Source organism: Pseudalkalibacillus sp. JSM 102089, assembly GCF_041366475.1.
Classification (GTDB): Bacteria; Bacillota; Bacilli; order Bacillales; family Guptibacillaceae; genus Guptibacillus; species Guptibacillus hwajinpoensis_B.
On record NZ_JBEWYW010000001.1, the window covers coordinates 174,862 to 195,488 of the forward strand.

General features: G+C 40.3%; 17 protein-coding genes. All 17 read right to left on the bottom strand.

The genetic code is table 11. The features are described 5' to 3' along the window. Window positions 1-19 precede the first annotated feature (19 nt). The 17 genes from ABVF21_RS00805 to ABVF21_RS00885 all read right to left on the bottom strand — a co-directional run bounded on the left by ABVF21_RS00805 (window position 20) and on the right by ABVF21_RS00885 (window position 20,590). A complete protein-coding gene (locus ABVF21_RS00805; RefSeq protein ID WP_371017269.1) occupies window positions 20-1,207 on the bottom strand; it encodes a thiolase family protein in 1,188 nt (395 codons plus the stop codon). A gap of 14 nt (window positions 1,208-1,221) precedes the next feature. Beyond that, the gene (locus tag ABVF21_RS00810; protein ID WP_303533270.1) at window positions 1,222-2,370 is read right to left on the bottom strand and encodes an acyl-CoA dehydrogenase family protein; all 1,149 of its coding nucleotides are present in this window, start codon (window positions 2,368-2,370) and stop codon (window positions 1,222-1,224) included. A gap of 18 nt (window positions 2,371-2,388) precedes the next feature. Continuing rightward, complete coding sequence (locus tag ABVF21_RS00815; RefSeq protein WP_303533615.1) at window positions 2,389-3,261, bottom strand: 3-hydroxyacyl-CoA dehydrogenase family protein; 873 nt, start codon at window positions 3,259-3,261, stop codon at window positions 2,389-2,391. Between the two features lie 111 nt (window positions 3,262-3,372). Beyond that, entirely contained in the window at window positions 3,373-4,767 is a 1,395-nt protein-coding gene (locus tag ABVF21_RS00820) for an FAD-binding oxidoreductase (RefSeq protein ID WP_303533269.1), read from the bottom strand. A gap of 126 nt (window positions 4,768-4,893) precedes the next feature. Next, on the bottom strand, window positions 4,894-6,465 hold the full coding sequence (locus ABVF21_RS00825) for a flotillin family protein (protein WP_194221701.1): 1,572 nt from the start codon (window positions 6,463-6,465) through the stop codon (window positions 4,894-4,896). Window positions 6,466-6,636: 171 nt separating this feature from the next. Then, on the bottom strand, window positions 6,637-7,038 hold the full coding sequence (locus ABVF21_RS00830; protein WP_303533267.1) for a MaoC/PaaZ C-terminal domain-containing protein: 402 nt from the start codon (window positions 7,036-7,038) through the stop codon (window positions 6,637-6,639). Further along, window positions 7,035-7,484, bottom strand: a complete 450-nt coding sequence (locus tag ABVF21_RS00835) for a MaoC family dehydratase N-terminal domain-containing protein (protein ID WP_303533266.1) — start codon at window positions 7,482-7,484, stop codon at window positions 7,035-7,037. The genes ABVF21_RS00830 and ABVF21_RS00835 overlap by 4 nt, the downstream gene beginning before the upstream one ends. 10 nt (window positions 7,485-7,494) lie before the next feature. After that, a complete protein-coding gene (locus tag ABVF21_RS00840; protein WP_303533265.1) occupies window positions 7,495-8,670 on the bottom strand; it encodes an acyl-CoA dehydrogenase family protein in 1,176 nt (391 codons plus the stop codon). 167 nt (window positions 8,671-8,837) lie between these two features. Next, window positions 8,838-9,641 carry a CAP domain-containing protein gene (locus tag ABVF21_RS00845; RefSeq protein WP_303533264.1) on the bottom strand — a complete coding sequence of 268 codons (804 nt, stop codon included), beginning with the start codon at window positions 9,639-9,641 and terminating at the stop codon, window positions 8,838-8,840. A 139-nt stretch (window positions 9,642-9,780) separates the two neighbouring features. Then, window positions 9,781-12,531: a phosphoenolpyruvate carboxylase gene (ppc, locus tag ABVF21_RS00850; protein WP_371017270.1), complete on the bottom strand. Its 2,751-nt coding sequence runs from the start codon at window positions 12,529-12,531 to the stop codon at window positions 9,781-9,783. 259 nt (window positions 12,532-12,790) lie between these two features. Next, a complete protein-coding gene (locus tag ABVF21_RS00855) occupies window positions 12,791-13,450 on the bottom strand; it encodes a potassium channel family protein (RefSeq protein WP_165995817.1) in 660 nt (219 codons plus the stop codon). Window positions 13,451-13,463: 13 nt separating this feature from the next. After that, entirely contained in the window at window positions 13,464-14,777 is a 1,314-nt protein-coding gene (locus ABVF21_RS00860; RefSeq protein ID WP_371017271.1) for a TrkH family potassium uptake protein, read from the bottom strand. A 97-nt stretch (window positions 14,778-14,874) separates the two neighbouring features. Then, window positions 14,875-15,825, bottom strand: a complete 951-nt coding sequence (locus ABVF21_RS00865; RefSeq protein ID WP_371017272.1) for an MBL fold metallo-hydrolase — start codon at window positions 15,823-15,825, stop codon at window positions 14,875-14,877. A gap of 108 nt (window positions 15,826-15,933) precedes the next feature. Continuing rightward, complete coding sequence (locus ABVF21_RS00870) at window positions 15,934-16,503, bottom strand: histidine phosphatase family protein (RefSeq protein WP_194221694.1); 570 nt, start codon at window positions 16,501-16,503, stop codon at window positions 15,934-15,936. Window positions 16,504-16,530: 27 nt separating this feature from the next. After that, complete coding sequence (locus ABVF21_RS00875) at window positions 16,531-17,478, bottom strand: phosphotransferase family protein (protein ID WP_371017273.1); 948 nt, start codon at window positions 17,476-17,478, stop codon at window positions 16,531-16,533. Window positions 17,479-17,552: 74 nt separating this feature from the next. Next, the gene (locus ABVF21_RS00880) at window positions 17,553-19,478 is read right to left on the bottom strand and encodes an ATP-dependent DNA helicase (protein WP_371017274.1); all 1,926 of its coding nucleotides are present in this window, start codon (window positions 19,476-19,478) and stop codon (window positions 17,553-17,555) included. A 149-nt stretch (window positions 19,479-19,627) separates the two neighbouring features. After that, window positions 19,628-20,590, bottom strand: coding sequence for an LLM class flavin-dependent oxidoreductase (locus ABVF21_RS00885; protein WP_371017275.1), 963 nt, complete (start codon window positions 20,588-20,590; stop codon window positions 19,628-19,630). Window positions 20,591-20,627: the final 37 nt, after the last annotated feature.

Genomic DNA, 20,627 nt, shown 5'->3' on the forward strand with positions numbered 1-20,627 from the left:
TGCCGCCTCCCCTAAGAGTCTATCCGTTCATACTTTCTACCATCATGGCCATGCCCTGTCCACCGCCAACACATAATGTTGCGATTCCAAAGCGTTCGTTTCTCTTTTTCATTTCATATATCAAAGAGGTCAGAATGCGAGCACCTGTAGCACCGAGCGGATGACCTAACGCTATGGCGCCTCCATTTACGTTCACCTTGCTCATGTCTAATTCAAGTTCTCGAATAACAGCGAGTGCCTGAGCAGCAAAGGCTTCATTGAGTTCTATTAAACCAATTTCCTCGAGCGTTTTCCCTGTTCGTTCTAGAAGCTTCCGAACGGCTGGAATTGGTCCGATTCCCATTATCTCAGGAGAAACGCCTGAAGTCGCCCAATCAACGATTCTAGCAATGGGCTGAAGCTCTAATTCTTTTGCTTTTATTTCAGTCATCACAAGCATGGCAACAGCTCCATCATTCCTCCCGCAAGAATTGCCAGCTGTCACCGTTCCATTCTCTTTAAATACTGGTTTTAATTTGCCAAGTTTCTCAATTGTTGTCCCTGGACGAGGATGTTCATCTTGATCGACAAGATTCATTTGACGACGATTTTGAATTTCGACCGGAACAATTTCATCTCTAAATTTACCATTTTCAATTGCTTCTGCTGCTCGGCGCTGACTTTCTGCTGCAAAAGCATCTTGCTCATCACGTGATATCTTGTAGCGTTCGGCTACGTTTTCTGCTGTAATACCCATGCCAAGATGAGAACCATATTGTTCAACAGGCTGTTGTCCAGCTTCTGAATTAGAATCGACTAATTGCGTTTTGTCTCCTCCGAAACGGCTATTTCTTAAATAAATGGGAGCCTGACTTAAACTCTCTGTTCCTCCTGCGATCAGAATAGAGGCCTGCTTTGATTGGATTTGTTGGACTGCTGAGGCGACAGACTGCATACCTGATGCGCAAAGTCGATTGATTGTAAATGCAGGAGAGGATTCAGGAATCCCAGCACGTAATGAAGCGACTCTCGCTACATTGGATGATTCAGTTGTTTGTCTTACTTCTCCTAAAATGACTTCTTCTACTAAGTGCGGGGGGAGACCTGATCGAGCTAGTGTTTCTCTTATAGCATAGGCAGCTAACTTTCCAGAGTTTAGATTTTTAAAGACACCACCGTACCGTCCTACTGGTGTTCGAACTGGTTCTACGATAACGATGTTTTCCAATCCTTATTCCCTCCTCATTTGTATTCTTTACGAAGTTGACCTGCAATGATGTTTTTCTGAATTTCTGACGTACCTTCATAAATACGTGTGATCCGTGCGTCACGGAAAAATCGCTCAATCGGATAGTCTGAAATGTAACCGAGTCCCCCGTGAATTTGTAGAGCTTTGTCGGCGACTCTATTGTATACTTCAGATCCATACAGCTTTAACATTGCGGCTTCCTTAATGACCTTTTTTCCTTCTTCAACCATCCATGCGACACGATAAGTAAAAGATCGAAGTGCTTCAATTTCAACTCCCATTTCAGCAACCATATGTGCAATAGCTTGGTGTTCAATGATCGGCACATCAAATTGGATGCGCTCCTCCACGTAAGACATGCATAAGTCCAGTAGCTTTTGGGAAGATCCAAGATTACGAGCAGCGAGGCCTGCGCGACCATTTGCCAAAATTTTTAATGCATTAACATACCCTTCTCCTACTGTTCCAAGAACATTTTCTTCTGGTACTTCACATTGATCAAAGATAAGCTCAGCTGAATGTGACCCTTTTAACCCCATTTTTTCTTCCACTGCACCAACTTGAAAGCCAGGGAAATCTTTTTCAACGATAAAGGATGTAATCCCCTTCGCACCTTGTGAAGGATCTGTTACAGCCATAACGGTAAAAACGCTCGCTTCTGTTGCGTTAGTAATGTAATGCTTCGTACCGTTTAGAATATATTTATTACCTTGTTTGACGGCTGTCGTTTTCAAGTTAGAGGCATTTGATCCTGCAGATGGCTCAGTAAGAGCAAAGGCTCCGATCATGTTTCCTCGTGCCATTTCGGGTAAATAATATTCCTTTTGTTTCGTATTACCGAGTTCAACAATTCCAACCGAACCAATTCCCGTATGTGCTCCAATTAAAGTAGTAAACCCGTTATGCGTTTTACCTAATTCTTCATATAGAGCGCATTTTCCAACCATTCCAATTCCAAGTCCGCCATATTCTTCTGGAATACTAAGACCAAATAGACCTAATTCTTTTGACATTTCGATAATGTGTTCTGGTATTTGATTTTCACGCTCAATGGTCATGGCTACTTTTTCTACTTCGTTTTCTACAAAGTTTCGGACAGTCGTTTTTAAATATTCGATGTCTTGATCGAGCTGAAAGTCCAATCTTAACCCTTCTTTCTATTAATATGTATAAAAGCCTCTTCCGCTTTTTCGTCCAAGTCTTCCTGCCTTCACATACTTTGTTAAAATGGGACAGGGGCGATATTTTTCACCTAGCGTTTTGTATAAGTACTCCATATTGCGTAGTCGAGTATCAAGACCAACAAGATCAGCTAGTTCAAGTGGACCCATTGGATGATTTAGACCAAGTTTCATGGCTTTATCAATGTCTTCGGGTGTAGCTACACCTTCCATCACCATATTCATCGCTTCGTTGCCAATTAGACAATTCATACGACTAACTGCAAAGCCTGGAAACTCATTGATTCTTACGCATTCTTTTCCAATGCTTTCTCCAAACCGCATCGCTTTATCAATGGTATCTTCAGATGTTTCGAGCCCACAAATGACTTCAATGAGTTTCATCTTTGGTACCGGATTAAAAAAATGAAGAGCAAGACATTGATCAGGGCGCATGGTTTGTGCGGCAATTTCGGTTGGACTCATTGTCGAAGTGTTTGTTGCAAGAATAGCGTGAGCTGGAGCAAACTCATCAAGTTGTTTAAAGATGCTTGTTTTTAATTCCATTACCTCAAGGACTGCTTCAATCACAAGATCACAATCGTAGACGGCTTCTTTCAATTCGTTTGTGAATTGTATTCCTTCGAATCTTTTTGTTGCTTGCTCTCTTGTTATTTTCTCTTTCTTGACCAAACGTTCAAATTGGTCTTTTACATAGATCTGTGCTTGCTTCAAAGCCTCGTTACTAACATCATGCATTTTCACTGAAAGCCCTGCAGCTGCAGCTGAGAAAGCAATCCCTTTTCCCATTGTACCTGCCCCAACAACAGCCATTTTCGTCATGGTCATTTCTCTTCCTCCTAATAGACATATAAATGAAATCGCTTACAGTTTGTACTACACTTACTTCTCGAAGAAGACAACTAGTTCCTTTTAGGATTCAAATTAAAAAGACCGTTCTGTTTTTTGAACGGTCTTTCATATCTAGAATGAAACTTGATCAGTCACGAAAATTTTCCCCGGATTTAGGATCCCATTAGGGTCAAGCGTTTTCTTCAATGCCAGCATGACTTCGAGAGAACCTCCATGTTCTTTTTGCTGATACTGGGCTTTGCCAGTACCTACCCCATGCTCACCAGTGCAAGTTCCGCCACGATCTAGAGCGTAGTGCACTAGGTGTTGGTTTAGCTTGTTTGCCTTTTCAAGTTCAATGGGGTCATCGGGATTAATCATCACAATAGCATGATAATTCCCATCCCCTACATGCCCCAATAGAGCTCCGTCTAGATCAAATTTCTCGATGGCTTTTCGTGCATCGAGAATAGCGCCAGTTAACTCCGAAATGGGAACACATACATCTGTTACCATCATCTTTTTCCCTGGAGAACCATGACTAAAGGAGTAAGCAAGATTATGTCGCGCTTCCCAAAGAAGCGCTCTTTTCTTCGTATCGTGCTCAAATATAAATTCTTCGCAATCATTGTCTTCTGCAATGCTTTTGGCAAAGGTAACATCTTGATTTAACCCCGCTTCATTACCATGAAATTCAACAAATAACGTTGGTTTTTCGATATAGTTGGTTTCATTTGTTTTGTTCACCTGTTGTACTGAGCGTGCGTCTACTAGTTCGATTCTAGCGACCGGAATGGCTGCGTGAAGAATATTAGTAACGGTGGCTACAGCTCGCTCTACAGTTGGAAAAACGATTCGCCCTGCAAGCGTAGCTTCCGGTATGCCGTTTACGTTGAGTGTTAATTCTGTAAATGTCCCAAGTGTCCCTTCTGAGCCTACAAAAAGGCCATTTAAATGGTAACCTGATGAAGACTTTGCAGTCATGCTACCGGTATGGATGACACGTCCATCGGCAAGAACAACTTCCATGTCTCGAACCTGATCACGCATTACTCCATACCGTACTGAAGTGGTTCCGCTTGCATTTGTTGAGGCCATGCCACCTAACGTTGCATCCGCACCTGGATCGACTGTGAAAAAGAGACCGTGTTTTTTCAATTCTTTATTTAATTGTGAACGTGTGACACCTGGTTGGACGCGTACTAGAAAATCTTCTGGTCGAACTTCGAGAACTTGGTTCATCAATTGAAAATCAATTGAAATACCGCCATGATATGGAATCACATGCCCTTCAAGACTAGATCCCAAGCCAAATGGCACGATGGGAATCCTATGCTCATTGGCCGCTTTCATAATTTTACTTACTTGCTCGGTTGTTCTTGGGAAAACTACAACGTCCGGATCGTGTGGCGTATGATAAGATTCATCTTTGCTATGTTGTTCGAGAATCGTTGCATTAACACTAATTTGATCATCGTCTAGAAATGTTGAAAGCAAAGATACGATTTTCATATAGGTTTCCTCCACTCTTATGTAAAATTAACACTTTTCTGATAATACTCTCATTACTTTATCATTACTGTTTTCATAACGTCAATTCTTATAGCGATAAGTCAAAAAGAAAAGCCTGACTTTTGTCAGACTTTAACAGTGTTACTTGTTTTCTTCTTCCACTTGTTCAATATTTTCTTGTGCTTCTTCTTCATTCTCTTCTTCATAAGCGGTGGCGACTTCATATTGGCTATCATATGTGCTGGGATCCTCATCTTTCTCATCTTTAGAGTCTTGATCATTAACTTGATCATTAGCGGAGAAAGAGTCGTATTGCCCTCTAGAAACAAAGCTTTCTAACATAGCTTTCAAATCCATTCCCGTTGATTCCTTCAGACTTGCTTGAAGACCTGTCATTGTTTTTGTGACGTTATCGGTTATTTTGGTTGAACCACTACTATTACTACCTCCTAGATCAATCACTTTCATTTCTGAAATCTGAGATAGCGGCTGAGCAATTTCGTGTGCATACTTCGGCAACATCTCAACAAGCATTTCAATAATCGCAGCATCACCGTAATTTTCCATTGCTTGAGCCATTAATTCTTTTGCTTCTGCTTCCGCTCGGCCACGTTCTCTAATAACTTCCGCTTCAGCTAGTCCTTTTTGCTTTTCAATATCAGCTTTTGTTTGTCCATCAATACGATCGCGCTCTGCTTCTGCTTCGGCATTTGCACGAATATCGTATGCATTTGAATCAGCCTGAGTTTTTCGACGCTTCTGTTCCTCTTGTTCCAATTCCACTTGACGTTGACGTTCAATGTACTGAACTTGCATCTCTTCTTCTTTTACTTTCTGATTTAATCTCGCCTGTTCTAGGTTGTAAGACTGTTCAGAACGTGCGCGCCCCTGTTCAATTTCAGCTTTGTACTCGGCTTCTTTCACATCTTTGTCTTTTTGAGAGCGTGCAATCTCAATTTGTCGTCTAATCTCATCTTCTTCTGCTTCTTGATCTGTTTTGGCTTTGTGCATACGGGTTTCACGTCTTGCATTTGCTTCCGCAATATCAGCGTCTTTTCGTGCTTCCGCAATTCTTGGACGCCCAAGCGCTTCTAGATATCCATTCTCTTCATCGTCATCTTTTAATTCTTTTAAAGCAAACGACGTAATTTCAAAACCAAGATTTTTAAGATCTTCTTCAGCAATGTTTTTCACTTTTTTGTTCACTGAATTGAAGTCTTTGTAAATTTCGTCGACTGTAAGAGAAGAAATGATGGCCCGAAGGTGTCCTTCAAGAACTTCTTTTAATTCACGTTCTTTTTCTTTTTGAGGCTTACCTAGAAATTTTTCTGCATAGTTCGCGACAATTTCAAGTTTACTTCCAATACTAATCTCTGCGACACTTGTCGCTCTAATAGGAACACCTTCTGAAGTATAGGCTTTTGGTGAAGCAATTTCTAATTGAAATGATGTTAGATCAATCGGTGTACTTGTTTGGAATAGCTTTAATCGTATCCCGCCACCTCGTACAATTTTCATACTGCGGCCGTTGTCATCTACGAAGATTCGATTGTCTTTTTCAGCATCACCTAGTTTTGGTCCTGTAATAATCAGGGCCTGGTTTGAGCTAGCGGTTTTGTATCTTCTTTTGAAAATAAAAAAGCCAATCCCACCAGCCACTAATAATATAAACAAAATGATACCGGAGATGATTAATCCGATAAACTCCATCATGCTTGCATCATCCTTTCGAAAAATTGTAAAGGTTGTTATGTAACTGCCTTCCTTAATTTCTACGATTTGGAACAAATAAAGTTTCAGAATTAATCGAATTATCGATTTTATTGCAAAAAGAAAACGAACCCGTAAATGGTTCGTTTCGAATGGAGAGTTGTTTGTTTAGTTTTATTGGTATCTTTTAAGTGTGGCTGATCCCTTCACAACTGTTTCTTCATTTTGATTAAAAGCGAGTACATCAAAATAATACCGATCATTTTGGATGGAAACGAGTGATGATTGAAGAGTAATTTCATCGTTTAAGAAAACCATTCCTTTAAAAGCAACAGAATAATCTTCTAGGAACCCTTCTTCAAAATAGGGAGTAAATAGCTTTGATAAGTTTCCCATCGTCCACATTCCGTGAGCAATGATACCCGGAAGCCCTGCTTTTGCAGCCTCGTCGTCAATCGTATGAATTGGGTTGAAATCTCCGGATGCCCCTGCATATTTAATAAGATCTAACCTTGAAACAGGAGCGAGAGTGATTTCTAGCTGTGTCCCCACTTCAAAGTCATTAGCCATCTTCATGATTTCATCCCCTTTCTCACTGCTTCAGTAATAATAACCACTTGCTCTTCTGTGAAAATGAGTTTTCCATTTGGCTCTTCTCCGTATCGTTTTAATATAAGAAAACCAAGCAAGCCGCTTTTTCCTTTTCGCTCATAATAATTTTCAAGTGATGTTGAACACATCACCGTTTCTCCAACTAGAAGTGGCCGCTCATAATGAAACGATTGTTTTCCGTGAATCAATCCCACATTTGGTAAATCAAATCCGTTTATTTCTCCATAGTCAAATATTCGTGGATATGTAGGTGGCGCAATGTTTGCTCCATATCTCGAGCGCTTTCCTACTTCTTCATCGATATAAATAGGCGATTCATCTCCAATTGCTTTTGAGAACGCTTTCAACGAACCGCGCTCAACAATGTTTTTTATAGGATTGGACCGGGTCCCAATGAGCGATTCAAACATAAATACCCTCCTAAGCGTATTGTCCTACTTTCACATGCCCTTTCAGCAGGTTTCTAGCAATGATTAAGCGTTGAATTTCATCCGTTCCGTCATAGATTCTCCAAAGGCGAGCTTCTCGGTACCAGCGTTCAATTGGTAGCTCTTTCGTATAGCCCATACCACCATGAATTTGTAGAACGCGGTCTACAACGCGATTCCCCATGTTAGATCCATATAATTTCGCCATCGATGCAAGTTGACGATTATCTCTCCCTTCATCAAGTGTATACGCTGCGTTAAGCACCAGCCATTTAGCGGCCTCAATTTCAACAGCTGAATCGGCAATTTGCCATTGAATCGCTTGACGTTCTGCGATAGGCTTTCCAAATGTTTCTCTTTCATTTGCATAGTCAATCGCCATTTTTAACAATCTTTCGCCTGCTCCTACCGCTGTCGCACCAACAATCCAGCGAGCAAATCCGATCCACTCAAGTCCGAGATTGTAGCCTCCATCTACTTCACCAAGGATATTTTCGTGTGGCACACGTACATTGTCAAAGACTAGGCCAGCAGGTCCCCATTCTCCCATTGTGTGAATGTATTCAGATTTCCATCCCATCTCTCGGTCCGCAATAAAACACGTGACACCATCTCTACCTGTAGCTGCGTGTTTTTCTTTATCTGTAATGGCAATCACCATCACAAAATCTGCTTCATTTCCGCCAGTGATAAACGTTTTCTCGCCGTTAAGAACCCAATCATCCCCATCCCGTACTGCAGTCATTTTAATGTTGCGCGTGTCTGATCCCGCGCCGGGTTCTGTCATAGCGAAACATGATTTTTTTTCACCATTAATGGTTGGCAGAAGGTACTTTTCCTTCTGCTCTTCATTGGCGTAATACAAGATATTGTCTGCTGATCCACCAAAACGGAACGGGACAAATGTTTTAGAAACTTCCATCATCACAATGGCAAGCATCATTTGACCAAGGTCTGCGCCACCATATTCCTCTGGTGTATTAATTCCCCAGAATCCTGCTTTTTTCGCTTTTTGCTGAAGCTCCTCCATCTTTTCGGCGGATACGCCAGGCTTTCCTGCACGTTCATTTCGAAGTACATCATTTTCTAAAGGGATTAACTCATTTTCTACAAATTTCCGAATCGTTTTTTGAACCATCACTTGTTCGTCAGTTAATCTTAAATCCATCGGTCATCTCTCCTTGTGAGTTTATCATAATTAGACGATTACTTACTAACCGGTTAGTATCTTGATTCGACAGAGTAAAGAGACCTCCTTCTTCATCATGTAGATTCTTGAAATTTTTTCAATAAAAAAGCGAAAGAGTCACGTACATGACCCTTTCACCTGCTGTACTATTTTCCAATAAACATCTGTGTCCAATAATGACCATCCTGAGCAAGCCCCACCCCAATGTGAGTAAAACTGCTGTTCATGATGTTTTTGCGGTGACCTTCACTTTTCATCCAGGCATCAACCACCGCTTCTGGTGATTGTTGACCTTGTGCGATGTTTTCTCCAGCTGTATTAAAATCTACGCCGAAGTCCCTCATCATATCAAAAGGAGATCCGTACGTAGGGCTTGTGTGAGAAAAGTAATTTTTTTGTTGCATGTCGCGTGATTTTTCCTGTGCAACATCGCTTAATGATGGCATTGCTTTTAGTGCAGAAAGCCCTTGCTTTTTTCGTTCTTTGTTTGTTAAATCGATCACTTGCTGGACTTCTTTCGTGATTTCCCCTGATGGTTCGGAGGTTGGAGACTTCTCTTGATTCGGTGCGGCTTTTTGATTTGACTCTGATTGACCTGTATTTTGATCAGGTCTCATTTTTTGTTGACGCTGTTGTTCTTCCTTGCCACCGATTCCGTATTGCTCTGGGAATCCTTCAGGTAAATATTCTCTTGGATCAACATTAGGTAGTGCTTCATTGAATTCGAACTGACCATCCTGAACCATTTCACCATGAGGGAATTTAACACTCGGTGTTTCAGTGCTATATGAATTAGGATCGATCGTTAGCTGACCACTGTTTATTCGCTGAATACCCTCTGTAGGTGAACTAGTTTTATTAATATTTAACGCTTCATCGTTATTATTCGCATTACATGCTCCAAGAAGCAATAAACCCGGCAATAATAACGGCATTAACTTTTTGTACATACGTTGCCCTCCTTTGATTCTTTTGTTACCGTCTTAGTTTTTCTATTAGAGGGCAAAGTATTTGTGGTAAAAATCGAGAATACCGAGAGCATTTAACATGTAAAAAATCCCCCTCATAAAAATGAGGAGGACTGTACGATCAGCCTGTATTTCGTAGGCCAGCCGCAATTCCATTGATCGTGAGGAGAATTTCTTTCAGAAGCTCGTCGTCCTCACTACCGTTGGATCGATACGTTGAGATAAGTTCCACTTGGAGAGAACTTAGTGGATCAACATACGGATTTCGTAAACGGATCGAATCTTTAATGTTTGGCGTACCATCAAGTAATTCTTCCTGTCCGGTTATCGTTAAAATGACATCTTTTGTACGATGGTATTCATCGACGATTTTTCCGAAGATGCGGTTCGCTAGCTGTTTATCATCAATTAAGAACATATATTTTTCTGCTGTAGCGAGGTCTGCTTTCATTAATCCCATTTGCAAGTTATCGATAAGAGATGCAAAGAACGGCCAATTCGCATACATTTCTTTTAGACTGCTTAATCCTTCTTCTGTTGCAGCGAAATCGGTAAGTCCGGTACCTGACGCATACCATGCTGGCATCAACTGGCGACTTTGAGTCCAAGCGAATACCCATGGGATTGCCCGTAAGTCATCGAAGTGGTCTGTACCTTTTCTGCTCATTGGACGGGAACCAATGTTCAATGCGCCAAGTTCTGGTAATGGCGTTCCCTGTTTAAAGTAAGAAAGGAACCCATCATCCTCAAATACGAGGGATTGATAAGATTGAAGGGATACAGCCGAAATTTCTTCCATAATTTCATGCCACTTCTCTTGTCTAACATCTTTTTCGATCCCTGATACGGCAGATGATAACAAGGTTGTCGTCGCTTGTTCTAGACTTCGATAAGCAATATCGTAAAGCAAATAACGAGAAGATAGAACCTCTCCTTGCTCCGTAATCTTTACACCAGCTGTATACGTTTCTGGAGGTTGCGACAATAGACTTCTTCGTAGTGGACCGCCACCACGTCCAAGCGCTCCACCGCGACCATGAAAGAATTTAAGTCGAAGGTTACGGTCAGAAGCGATCCGACTAATTTCTTGTTGAGCTTGATATAGCTTCCAGTTAGCTGTTAATGTTCCCCCATCCTTACTTCCATCGGAATATCCCAGCATAATTTCCTGACGTTGATCATGCTTTTCTAGATGATGTTTGTAGACTGGAAGATCAAATAGCTTCTCCATAATGGCAGGACCTGCTTTAAGATCATCGATCGTTTCAAGTAGAGGAGCAATATTTAAATCACTTTCAACGCTACCGTCTGCATGTAGACGATAAATATTCGCTTCCTTAGCAAGAATGAGTACCTCAAGAAGATCACTAGCTGATTCGGTCATACTAATTAAGTATACAGAAATTGATTGAGGGCCAAACTCTTCGTGAGCTTTTTTAATCATTGTAAAGATATCCAGTATTTTTTGTGTTTTCTCCGAATAATCCTCATAGGTAGAAAGAACTGGCCGTGGGTCTTCAAGAAGACGATTGAGTAACTGAACCTTTTCTTCCTCATCTAATTCGGCGTAGTTCTCAGCCAGATTTACACGACTTAAAATTTCTGCGATAGCCCCCTCATGTTCACCGCTATGGTTTCGAACATCTAAAGTAGCGAGATGAAAACCAAAAAGAGATGCCTGACGAATAAGCTTATTCAACTCTGTGAAGTGGGACCCTTCAGGAAAGTGCTGTTTCAAGCTATTTCCTATTAACTTCAGATCCGTTATAAATTCTTCTGAGTTTTTGTATCCGTTCTCACGATTAACGCGCTGAAGTTTTTCTAATACATAAGCAAGCTTTACGCGATAGGCTTCATGTGGAACGCCCCACTCTTTCGTATCAGGAAGGCGGTTTTGATCTTCTTCAATTGATTTTGTCAATTCTGGACAAATGGCGATGCGGTTCGTCGACTGGCTTAGCTGCCGCATTAAATTTTTCACTGAGTCTTTGTATTTTGAAATGACTACATCCCGTTGTCTTTCGAGCGTATTCCAAGTCATTTCAGGGGTAACGAATGGATTTCCGTCTCGATCCCCACCAATCCATGAACCAAATTTCAAAATGTTAGGTACTTCCCATTTAGCATCAGGATAATGATCACGCAAACACTCTTCAAGCTCCTGATGAATTTGAGGAAGCACTTCAAATAACGTTTCCTCAAAATAAAACAGCCCCATATTCACTTCATCCATAACAGAAGGCTTCTTATGACGTAACTCGTCCGTTTGCCATAGTGTTGTGATTTCATTCAATAAATCAGCCTTTAATTCCTTTTGCTCTCGTTTTGTAAGTAAAGGGTTGTCTAGCTGTTTAAGTGATGTTGCAATTCTTTTATGAATTTCTAGCACAGATCGTCTTGTCGCTTCAGTTGGATGTGCTGTAAGGATTAATTCCAATGAAATGGAAGATAGCGTATCTTCAATCAATTCTCCAGGAACATTATTCTTTTTAAGTAAGGCAATAGCATGAGGAATTGAACCAGGTTGCGACTGCTCTTCTTCTAACATTTGATAATCTCGACGTCTGCGAATTCTGTGATTTTGTTCCGCAATATTGACAAGATGAAAATAAAGGGCAAATGCTCGAATAACTTGTTTTCTCATAGGAGGTTGGAGCGTTTGGATCGTTTCTTTTAATTGTTGAGAAGTTTCCAAATCAGCAACATTCCGGAGAGATTTTGTTTTCTCTCGAATGGATTCCACCATATCCAGAAGTTCTTTGCCGCCATGCTGCACTAAAACGTCACCGAGTAGGCTTCCCAGCATGTTAATGTCACGCCTTAGGGCAACGTGGTGACTTTGTTGAGGTGAATGTGCCGTATCAATTGTCATGTCCGATCAACCTTTCTTTTTCTTCTAATAACTTAATACCAAATATTAAAAATATTTCAATAAACTTATTATAAACAAGAAATTTTATTCTTGTCATCTTTTATGACACCTGTTTTTGGAATGGATATAAGGCCTTAGTACTGGTAATAAAGGAATGAAAACGGATACAAATATTTTTTATTTTTTTGCATTTTCATAAAAAAATCCGCAATAGTATGCGGATTTTTTGGTATTTATGTGCTTATGGTTACCCTTGTTATTAGATAGAAAACTTATGTTTAAAGCGCTCTATTTTTTTATTTTCCCCTACCATCAAAATGACATCCCCTTTTTGGAAAGCCACTTCGGCATAGCGACTTAAGATGGGGGCTTCCTTTCGCAAGATGAGAGAAACATTTAACTCGTATTTTCTAGAGAAATCAAGTTCTAGTAATGTTTTTCCAATCAGTTCTTCTGGTACCTCTACTTCAATAGCTGATACATTTTTCGTGATTTCAATGTATTCAAGGACGTTAGGCATCATGATTTGTTTTGCCACTTTCATCCCTGCTTCTTCCTCAGGATATATGACCTGATCTGCCCCTAAGTTAGACAGGATTTCACCTATTTCTCGACTCACTGCTTTAGTAATAATTTTCTTTGCTTTTCGGTCACGAAGACGGTTTGTAATTAAAATAGCTGAATAGGCATCAGTTCCAATAGCTACGAAAACAGCATCGTACTGTTCTACGTTTAAATCATCCATCACTCGATTTTCTCTTAGATCGCCAACGATTGAATGTGTTGTGTAGTCATCTATATCTTCTAGCGGACCCTCATCTTTATCACAAACGACCACATCACATTTTTGTTCATATAGTTCACGAATAATGCCTTTCGCAAATCGACCAGCACCGATTACTAGAAATTGTTTTCGCATGAATTCTCACTCCTTAACCTACGGCCAAATCTTCTTTAATATAGCGCGTTTTTGATTTTTCTATTTTAAATACAGCGTATATGAAGCTAAATACACCAATGCGCCCAATAATCATTAGCATACATAATAGCAACTTTGAAACTCCTGCAAGTTCACTCGTAATCCCCATCGATAAACCAGTGTTTGTTAAAGCAGATATAACCTCAAAAGCCACTAAAATGATTTCTTGAGACTCAAATATGGACAGAATTATGGTTGTAAATCCAAATAAAAAGATAAAGCTTAAAAAGATCAAAAAAGATTTATTAATCGAGTCCTGTGAAATGGTCTTCTTAAATAGCGTTGTATATTCTTCAGATTTTGCTACTGAAACCATTTTTGCTACAAGAACCGCAAAGGTTGTTAAGCGAAGACCCCCTCCGGTACTTGAAGAAGCCCCACCAATAAACATTAAAGTCATTAGTATGAGAACAGTTGTGATATTAAGTGTTGAAATGTCTACTGTTGTTAAGCCGCCATTCCGTGATGTAGCAGATAGAAAAATCACGTTTACGAACTTATCCCATATTGGCAAATGGCCAAATACGCCATTTTGTTCTAAAGAGAAATAAATGACAATCCCCACAAGAAACAGCGAACTATGAAGACGGATGTTCACTTTTGTAAACAAGCTTTTCTTTTTTCGAAAGCCGAGTATGTATTCTACAATAGTAGGAAAACCGAGGCTTCCTAGAAAGATCATCGTTGCTGAAGTTAACAGCATGAGCCAATTGTGTTGATAAGAAATCAAACTATCTCCAAATAAATCAAATCCAGCATTCGTAAAGCTCGCTACACTGTGAAATACAGTGACAAAAACAGCTTCTTTAACTGAGCTATATTGCTCACTTATTCCATTGAACATAAGACTAAAACCAATGGCTTCTACCGTTAACGCGATCATTAAAACGGAAATACTTAATGATCGAATGGTTCTTAACTGCGACTGGTTTTGGTCTTTCGATAGAAGGACCATACTTGACATTGTTAGTTTCTTACCCATCATTAAAAATAGGTAGCTGACGAGTACGAGAATACCAATGCCTCCTAGTTGCATTTCAATAATTAATAAGACCTGCCCAACTCGTGTAAAGTCAGACGAGATGTCAACGGAAGATAGCCCTGTAACACTGAGCGCACTAGTTGATATAAAGAGAGAGTCAACGACCTGTAATGAGCCATAGTGGGAAAACGGCAGCATATAAAAGGTCGCAAATAAAATAATAGTACCGACATACATTAAGAAAATATAGCGGAAGGATTGAATTGTTGATTTATTTTTTAGCATAGCATCTCTCCGTACTGTTGATCTAAATGATTCATTCAATATAACATGAAAAAAAAGCCTATGCCTATTATTCACAAGAAAACCACTTAAGCAGAATCTAAGTGGTTCGAACTGATTTTCGTTTCAAATAATCGATTAGGCCAAGAGCACATACTTGTAAGTCTACTTTTATATAATCATATACAGGATGATCGGAAGGTACTCCTTTTATTGAAAGCTTACTTGCCACATGTGCTAATAGCGCTTTTGAAAGATCCTCAGTAATTGGCGCCTCTTTCTTTTGCATGAGGTCATTTGTTATTCTCATAAAATCGGATAACCAACTTTTTAATTGAGCCATTACTTCATCTCGGTTAGATGTTCTTCCATAATGACCGAAATAAATGGCGTCTGGCTCATAGGACATGATTTTTTCAGCAGATGCTAGCATTGCGTCTGGATCGAATTGATTTGGTGATGTTGATGGAAGATAAAGTTCAACATCGAGCTGCGGATAATAAACTCCCATCGTATCACCTACAAACACACCTTTCGTTTTTGAATCATAGATCGATAAATGGTGTTTGGCATGTCCCGGAGTATCCATGAAAGTTAATATTCGATTCGACCCAATTCGCATCATGTCCATGTCATTCATGGCGATTAGCCGGTCTTCTTGAATCGGAATTATTGGTTCGAATAACTCCTGGAATTTATCCCCATAAACAGCTTTTGCTCCTTCAATTAAGCGAGATGGGTTTTCTAAATGGCGAATCCCTTTTGGATGAACAAAAACACGAGCATTTGGACATTTTTCAAGAAATAGGCCTGTCCCTCCAGCGTGATCGAGATGGATATGGGTGACAATTACGTTGCGAACCTCTTCTAAATTGATTTGGAGTTTTTCTAACCCGCTAATTAAGTAAGGAATCGATGGACTCGCGCTAGTTTCAATGATTGTAAGTTCTTCCTCATGCAGGACATAAGAACCCGTCCTTAGTTCAAGGGAGAGGTCATAGAGATCAATAAGAGATAAATCTTCCCCGATCATTTCGGGTTTTGCGTTCATGGCTTTTCCCTCCAATAATGAATGGTCACGTTCTTTATTGAAGGTCTTCTCGATCATTATTAAAAATCCTCTCTACATAAAGAGTCAGGATATGGATTGATTCGTTTATTAATTTAGGTGGCGTGTTGAATGGAACTTTTCATTTAACCATTTGTCTCCATCTCTTTTAAGAATCGTTAAAGAAGTATTTACAATATGATTTTCATGATTTAGTTCAGGTAGGGTGCTTTTAAAGAAATGTCTAAGAAAAGAACCGTGGCTAACTACTAGCACATTTAAACCTGAGTATTTATCATGAAAATCATTTACTGCCGCATGTGCGCGTTCAACAACAAGATCAGCCTTTTCAATACCGAGATCTAATTCGCGCCAGTTTTCTCCCCATTTCTTAATACGTTCTTGCTCTGTAGTTCCTTCAATTTGCCCACCGCCCGCCTCTCGTAAGCGATGATCGGTTATCACTTTCAGGTTGAGCTTTTTGGCGATGATCTCAGCTGTTTCTTTAGCTCGTGAAAGATCACTTGAGAAGATCACATCCCACTTGTCGTTCTTTAACCAGTCTCCAAGCTTAGCTGCGTCACTGCGACCTTGATCGTCAAGATGAATGTCTGAGCTACCTTGAGCTCTTTTCTCTTTATTCCATGCTGTACTCCCGTGGCGTATAAATCCAATCCTCATGTATATTCCCCTCTCGATTGTTTCTGCTTAATAGGATTCTATCGTTTTAGTAATAAGTTGAGTGATATCTCTTACCCTGTTTTCCCCACATACTGGTCGATCAAGCAAGCTACAAAGCGCTACGAGGTCTGCCAGTTTGGCAAGCTTCTGCCACTGTTTTGGCAGGGTGATTCCTTTATTTAATAATCCTTGCTGAATTCCCTCTTTAAATGATGTCATGTGATCAAATTCGTACCGTATCATGTTACCTAAATCAAAATAAATGCTACCTGATAAGGCAAATTCCCAATCTAGAACGGCGCTTACTTCTGTTCCGTTCATTAGTACATTAAGTCCATTATAATCCCCGTGAACAAGGCGGGGTTCGCTTTGATCTTGCTCAAGCAAATAGGCATTGTTCCTTACAAATGAGATCACTCTATCAGTTAGAGTAAGAGATAGCCATTTGGAAGCATGATGATTTATAAAGGATTCGATCGTTGAGATGAATGAGGTTGGTGTTAATTGAAATTCATCTCTTACTTCAAGCGTTGAATCAAGAAATCCATATGTATTAAAATGCAGTTCTCTCAGTGAGGCAAGCTGTTCTCCAATGGATTGCCCCATTGCTTTCATATGTTGTTGAGACGAAGTAGATAGATGGTCTCGCAGCAAGGAACCTTCTTTCCATTCAAGAATACCAATATGGTATCCATTCCACTTTGTCATATGAAGAAAAGCTGGTGCTCGCACATCTTTTGGCAAGGACCTGTGAACTTCATATTCCCGTTTCAAGCTTTCCTGGTTTCTAGCCACTCTGATCACAACAGAGCTATGATGAGCAATATCAATTTTATAATTCGTATGACTCAAACCTCCAGAAAGCTGGGTCGTGGTATTTACCTTTAGATGTGGCTGATAGCTTTTTACGATTGATGTTATCGCTTCATCAGGTAGATAAATGATCGAATGATGTCTTTCCCAATTTGTTTTCATGCCACACCTCCCTTTATCTATCATAACAACTTCAATAGAAAAAAGCTCTTTCTCGTTTGAGAAAGAGCTTTTTATTATTTCCAGTTGATTGGTAAAGGTGAAACATCTTGAACTTGTTGTTCATACTTTGTCACTTGATCTTCTGTCATCCAAATACGGACGACACCATGATCTACACTACTTCGAATTAATCGACCAATTCCTTGTCGTAAGCGAAGTAACATGTAGGGAAGGTCTACATCGCTTACTGGATCTTCTGAATGACTTCGTTTCGCCTGGAAAACAGGGTCATTTGGAGGGAATGGTAATGACGAGATTAGAACCTGAGTAAGTGATTCACCCGGTACATCAAGTCCCTCCCATAGATGATACGAGCAAAGAACAGCAGAATGATCTCGTTGAAATGCCTTGACCGTTTCGCTTATTTCACGGTCTCCTTCATAAATAAGGTTAAACGTCCAGCTTTGTTGGTCTGCCCACTCTCTGAACCTATTCATTTCTTCTAGCGAAGAGAATAGCAGCAATGAATGACCTTTATTCAGGTGAAGGGAATGGCCCATCTCTTCCCATTTTTGATGTTCATTTTCAGCTACAGAACCATTCATTTTCATCTGTGCTTCATAATCAAATGGTGAATTTACAGAGAAGGAAGCATGTTTCTGAATACCTAAGCTGCTTGCTATATAAGAGAAATCTCCAGCTTGCGAAAGCGTTGCTGATGAGAAAACAAATGGGATCTTCTGTGAAAATACTTCTTTTCGCAGAATGTCTTCTACAAGTCTTGGCATAATGACAAGAGATGTCTGGGTTTCAGTTTCTTCAAGCCAATGAATGCCCTCTCCATCCTGGAGCAACGTTCTTAAGCCATATGAGAAGAACTCGAGGTATTCTTCCATAATCTTGACATGGTAGTCTTCCATTACATAAAGCTCTGAATCGAAAACAAGCTGCTCTAACAAAGCATCAACTTTCTCAGCAATCGCTTTTGCAATTTCTATCATCGTTTCAGTTCGTGGGACATCTTTTCGAATCGAACCTTCTACAGCGATCGCGGACTGACTAAGATGAGCGAACCAGTTATCGTGAAGCTCCAGGATCTCTTCAACTAATGTAAGCGATTCTTCTCTTACATCCTGGTCCATGTAGCCTGTAAGAATACTGGATAGAGTTTCCGAATGAAAGCGATACGTCAAGCCTTTTTGTGCTGAGAATTCCAATAAATGGCCTTCATCAAATACAACTGTGCTAGCTTCTGGGAGCAAAGGAAGTTGTCCTTCACGTTTACGTGAGTCTTTCGTCCAGATATGTTCCATATAGAAATCATGAGAACAAATAATCAAATCGCTTGAATGACGATAATATTCACGATTTAACGTTTGGCCACAGCGATGACGCCAGTCACACGTTGAACATTGTTGCAGTGGATCCCACGCAATTTTTTCCCATTTATCATTTGGTACCCAAGGGTATTCTTTCCGATCGCCATAGCGATGGAAAGACTTCATTGATGCAGCTGGTTCATAAACAAACTCTGGTATTTCATCGTGCACACTTAAGATGTCTTCATCGTCAGTACGATGAGAAAGATGGTCTAGCTTTTTCACACAAACATATTGCTCTCTAGCCTTCGCTAGACGAACATCAACAGTTAAACCAAGTGCTTTCTCAAGCTTCTCAATGTCTCCGCCTTCTTTCACTAGCTGCTCAATAAGTGTTTCATCCGCACATGAAATAATCGCCGGTTTTCTTGTATACCTCGCATAGCAAATGGCATACAACAAATATACAAACGTTTTCCCTGTTCCAACGCCTGCTTCAGCAAACACAACGCTCTTATTTTTAAAGGCCTGTTCAATTTGAAAAGCCATAAAGATTTGTTCATCTCGAAGCTCATATCCATGCTCCGGTAAAATGTCGTAGAATACGTCGCCAACATAGTCGCCGAGTTTCTCGAAAAAGGAATCTTCCTTTGTGATTTCAAAAGGTAATGGTTGGGTCATGTACGGTCTCCTCTTCTAGCTTGATCCGTCCTTTTATTTTCATATCTATTGGCACTGTAAAATGGATACAGTTAAAAATTTAATCCTATAAAAAACAAAAGAAACCAAACTCTATCATAACAGATTTCCTTCTATTAGTGAAAAAAGATCTATCCTTGAATAAGCACCTCACCAAGAAGTTGAAAAGAAGTCAGTCTTTCCCTTCGATGTGGCGTAATCGTTGTGATTAAGAATTCATCTGGTTGATACTCTTCTTGCAGATCCTGTAGCTTTTCTTGGACGATTTTAGGTGTTCCACTAATAAGCTTCGAGGTGTGATCATTAGGAAGTGATACGGTAAGTGCCTCTTCAACACTTGGGAGTGTTGTTTTCCCTTTAGATCGAAATTCATTGACTACGTGAGTCCAGTGAGCAAGCTCATCTGCACGTTCCTGTGTCTCACTACAAATAATGGACACCGCTAGAATGCTATAAGGAGATTCTCCCGCGAAGTTTGTTCGATATGTGTCGAGAAGCTCTTTCCCCTTTTGATCGCTCATAAAATAGCCAAACGCATAGGACATACTGTTTTCTGCTGCTAACAGCGCACTTTTCTTTCCTGTTCCAAGGAGCCATGGCTCGGGAAGGTGGTTAGGAACAGGCTTTGCTTGAAGATTATGATACAAATGGTCCTTTGGAAAGCCATTTTTGATAAAGCGAAGTAGTTCATCTACTTTCTTTGGCATCTTCCGAACTTCTTCTAAAAATCGCGGAGATAGAGCTGAAGTCGCTTCGGCGGATCCCCCTGGTGCTCTGCCTAATCCAAGGTCGATGCGACCTGGAAAAAGGGTTGCTAGTGTATGAAATATTTCTGCTATCTTATATGGTTGATAGTGAGGAAGTAGTATTGCTCCAGCTCCAAGTCGAATTCGCCTAGTATGTGCTCCGATATAGCTTAAGAGTACCTCAGGGGTGGGACACGCTAAGTGTTCTAGGTCGTGGTGTTCCGTAACCCAGTAACGAACATAGCCAAGTTGATCTCCGAGAATAGCTAACTCTTTTGAAGCTTGTAGTGCCTCAGCTGTCGTTTCTCCATGAAAGACTGGTGTTTGATCAAGTATACTTAATTTCATTCCGCACCTCTTTTCATACAATCTCTCCTTATCATAT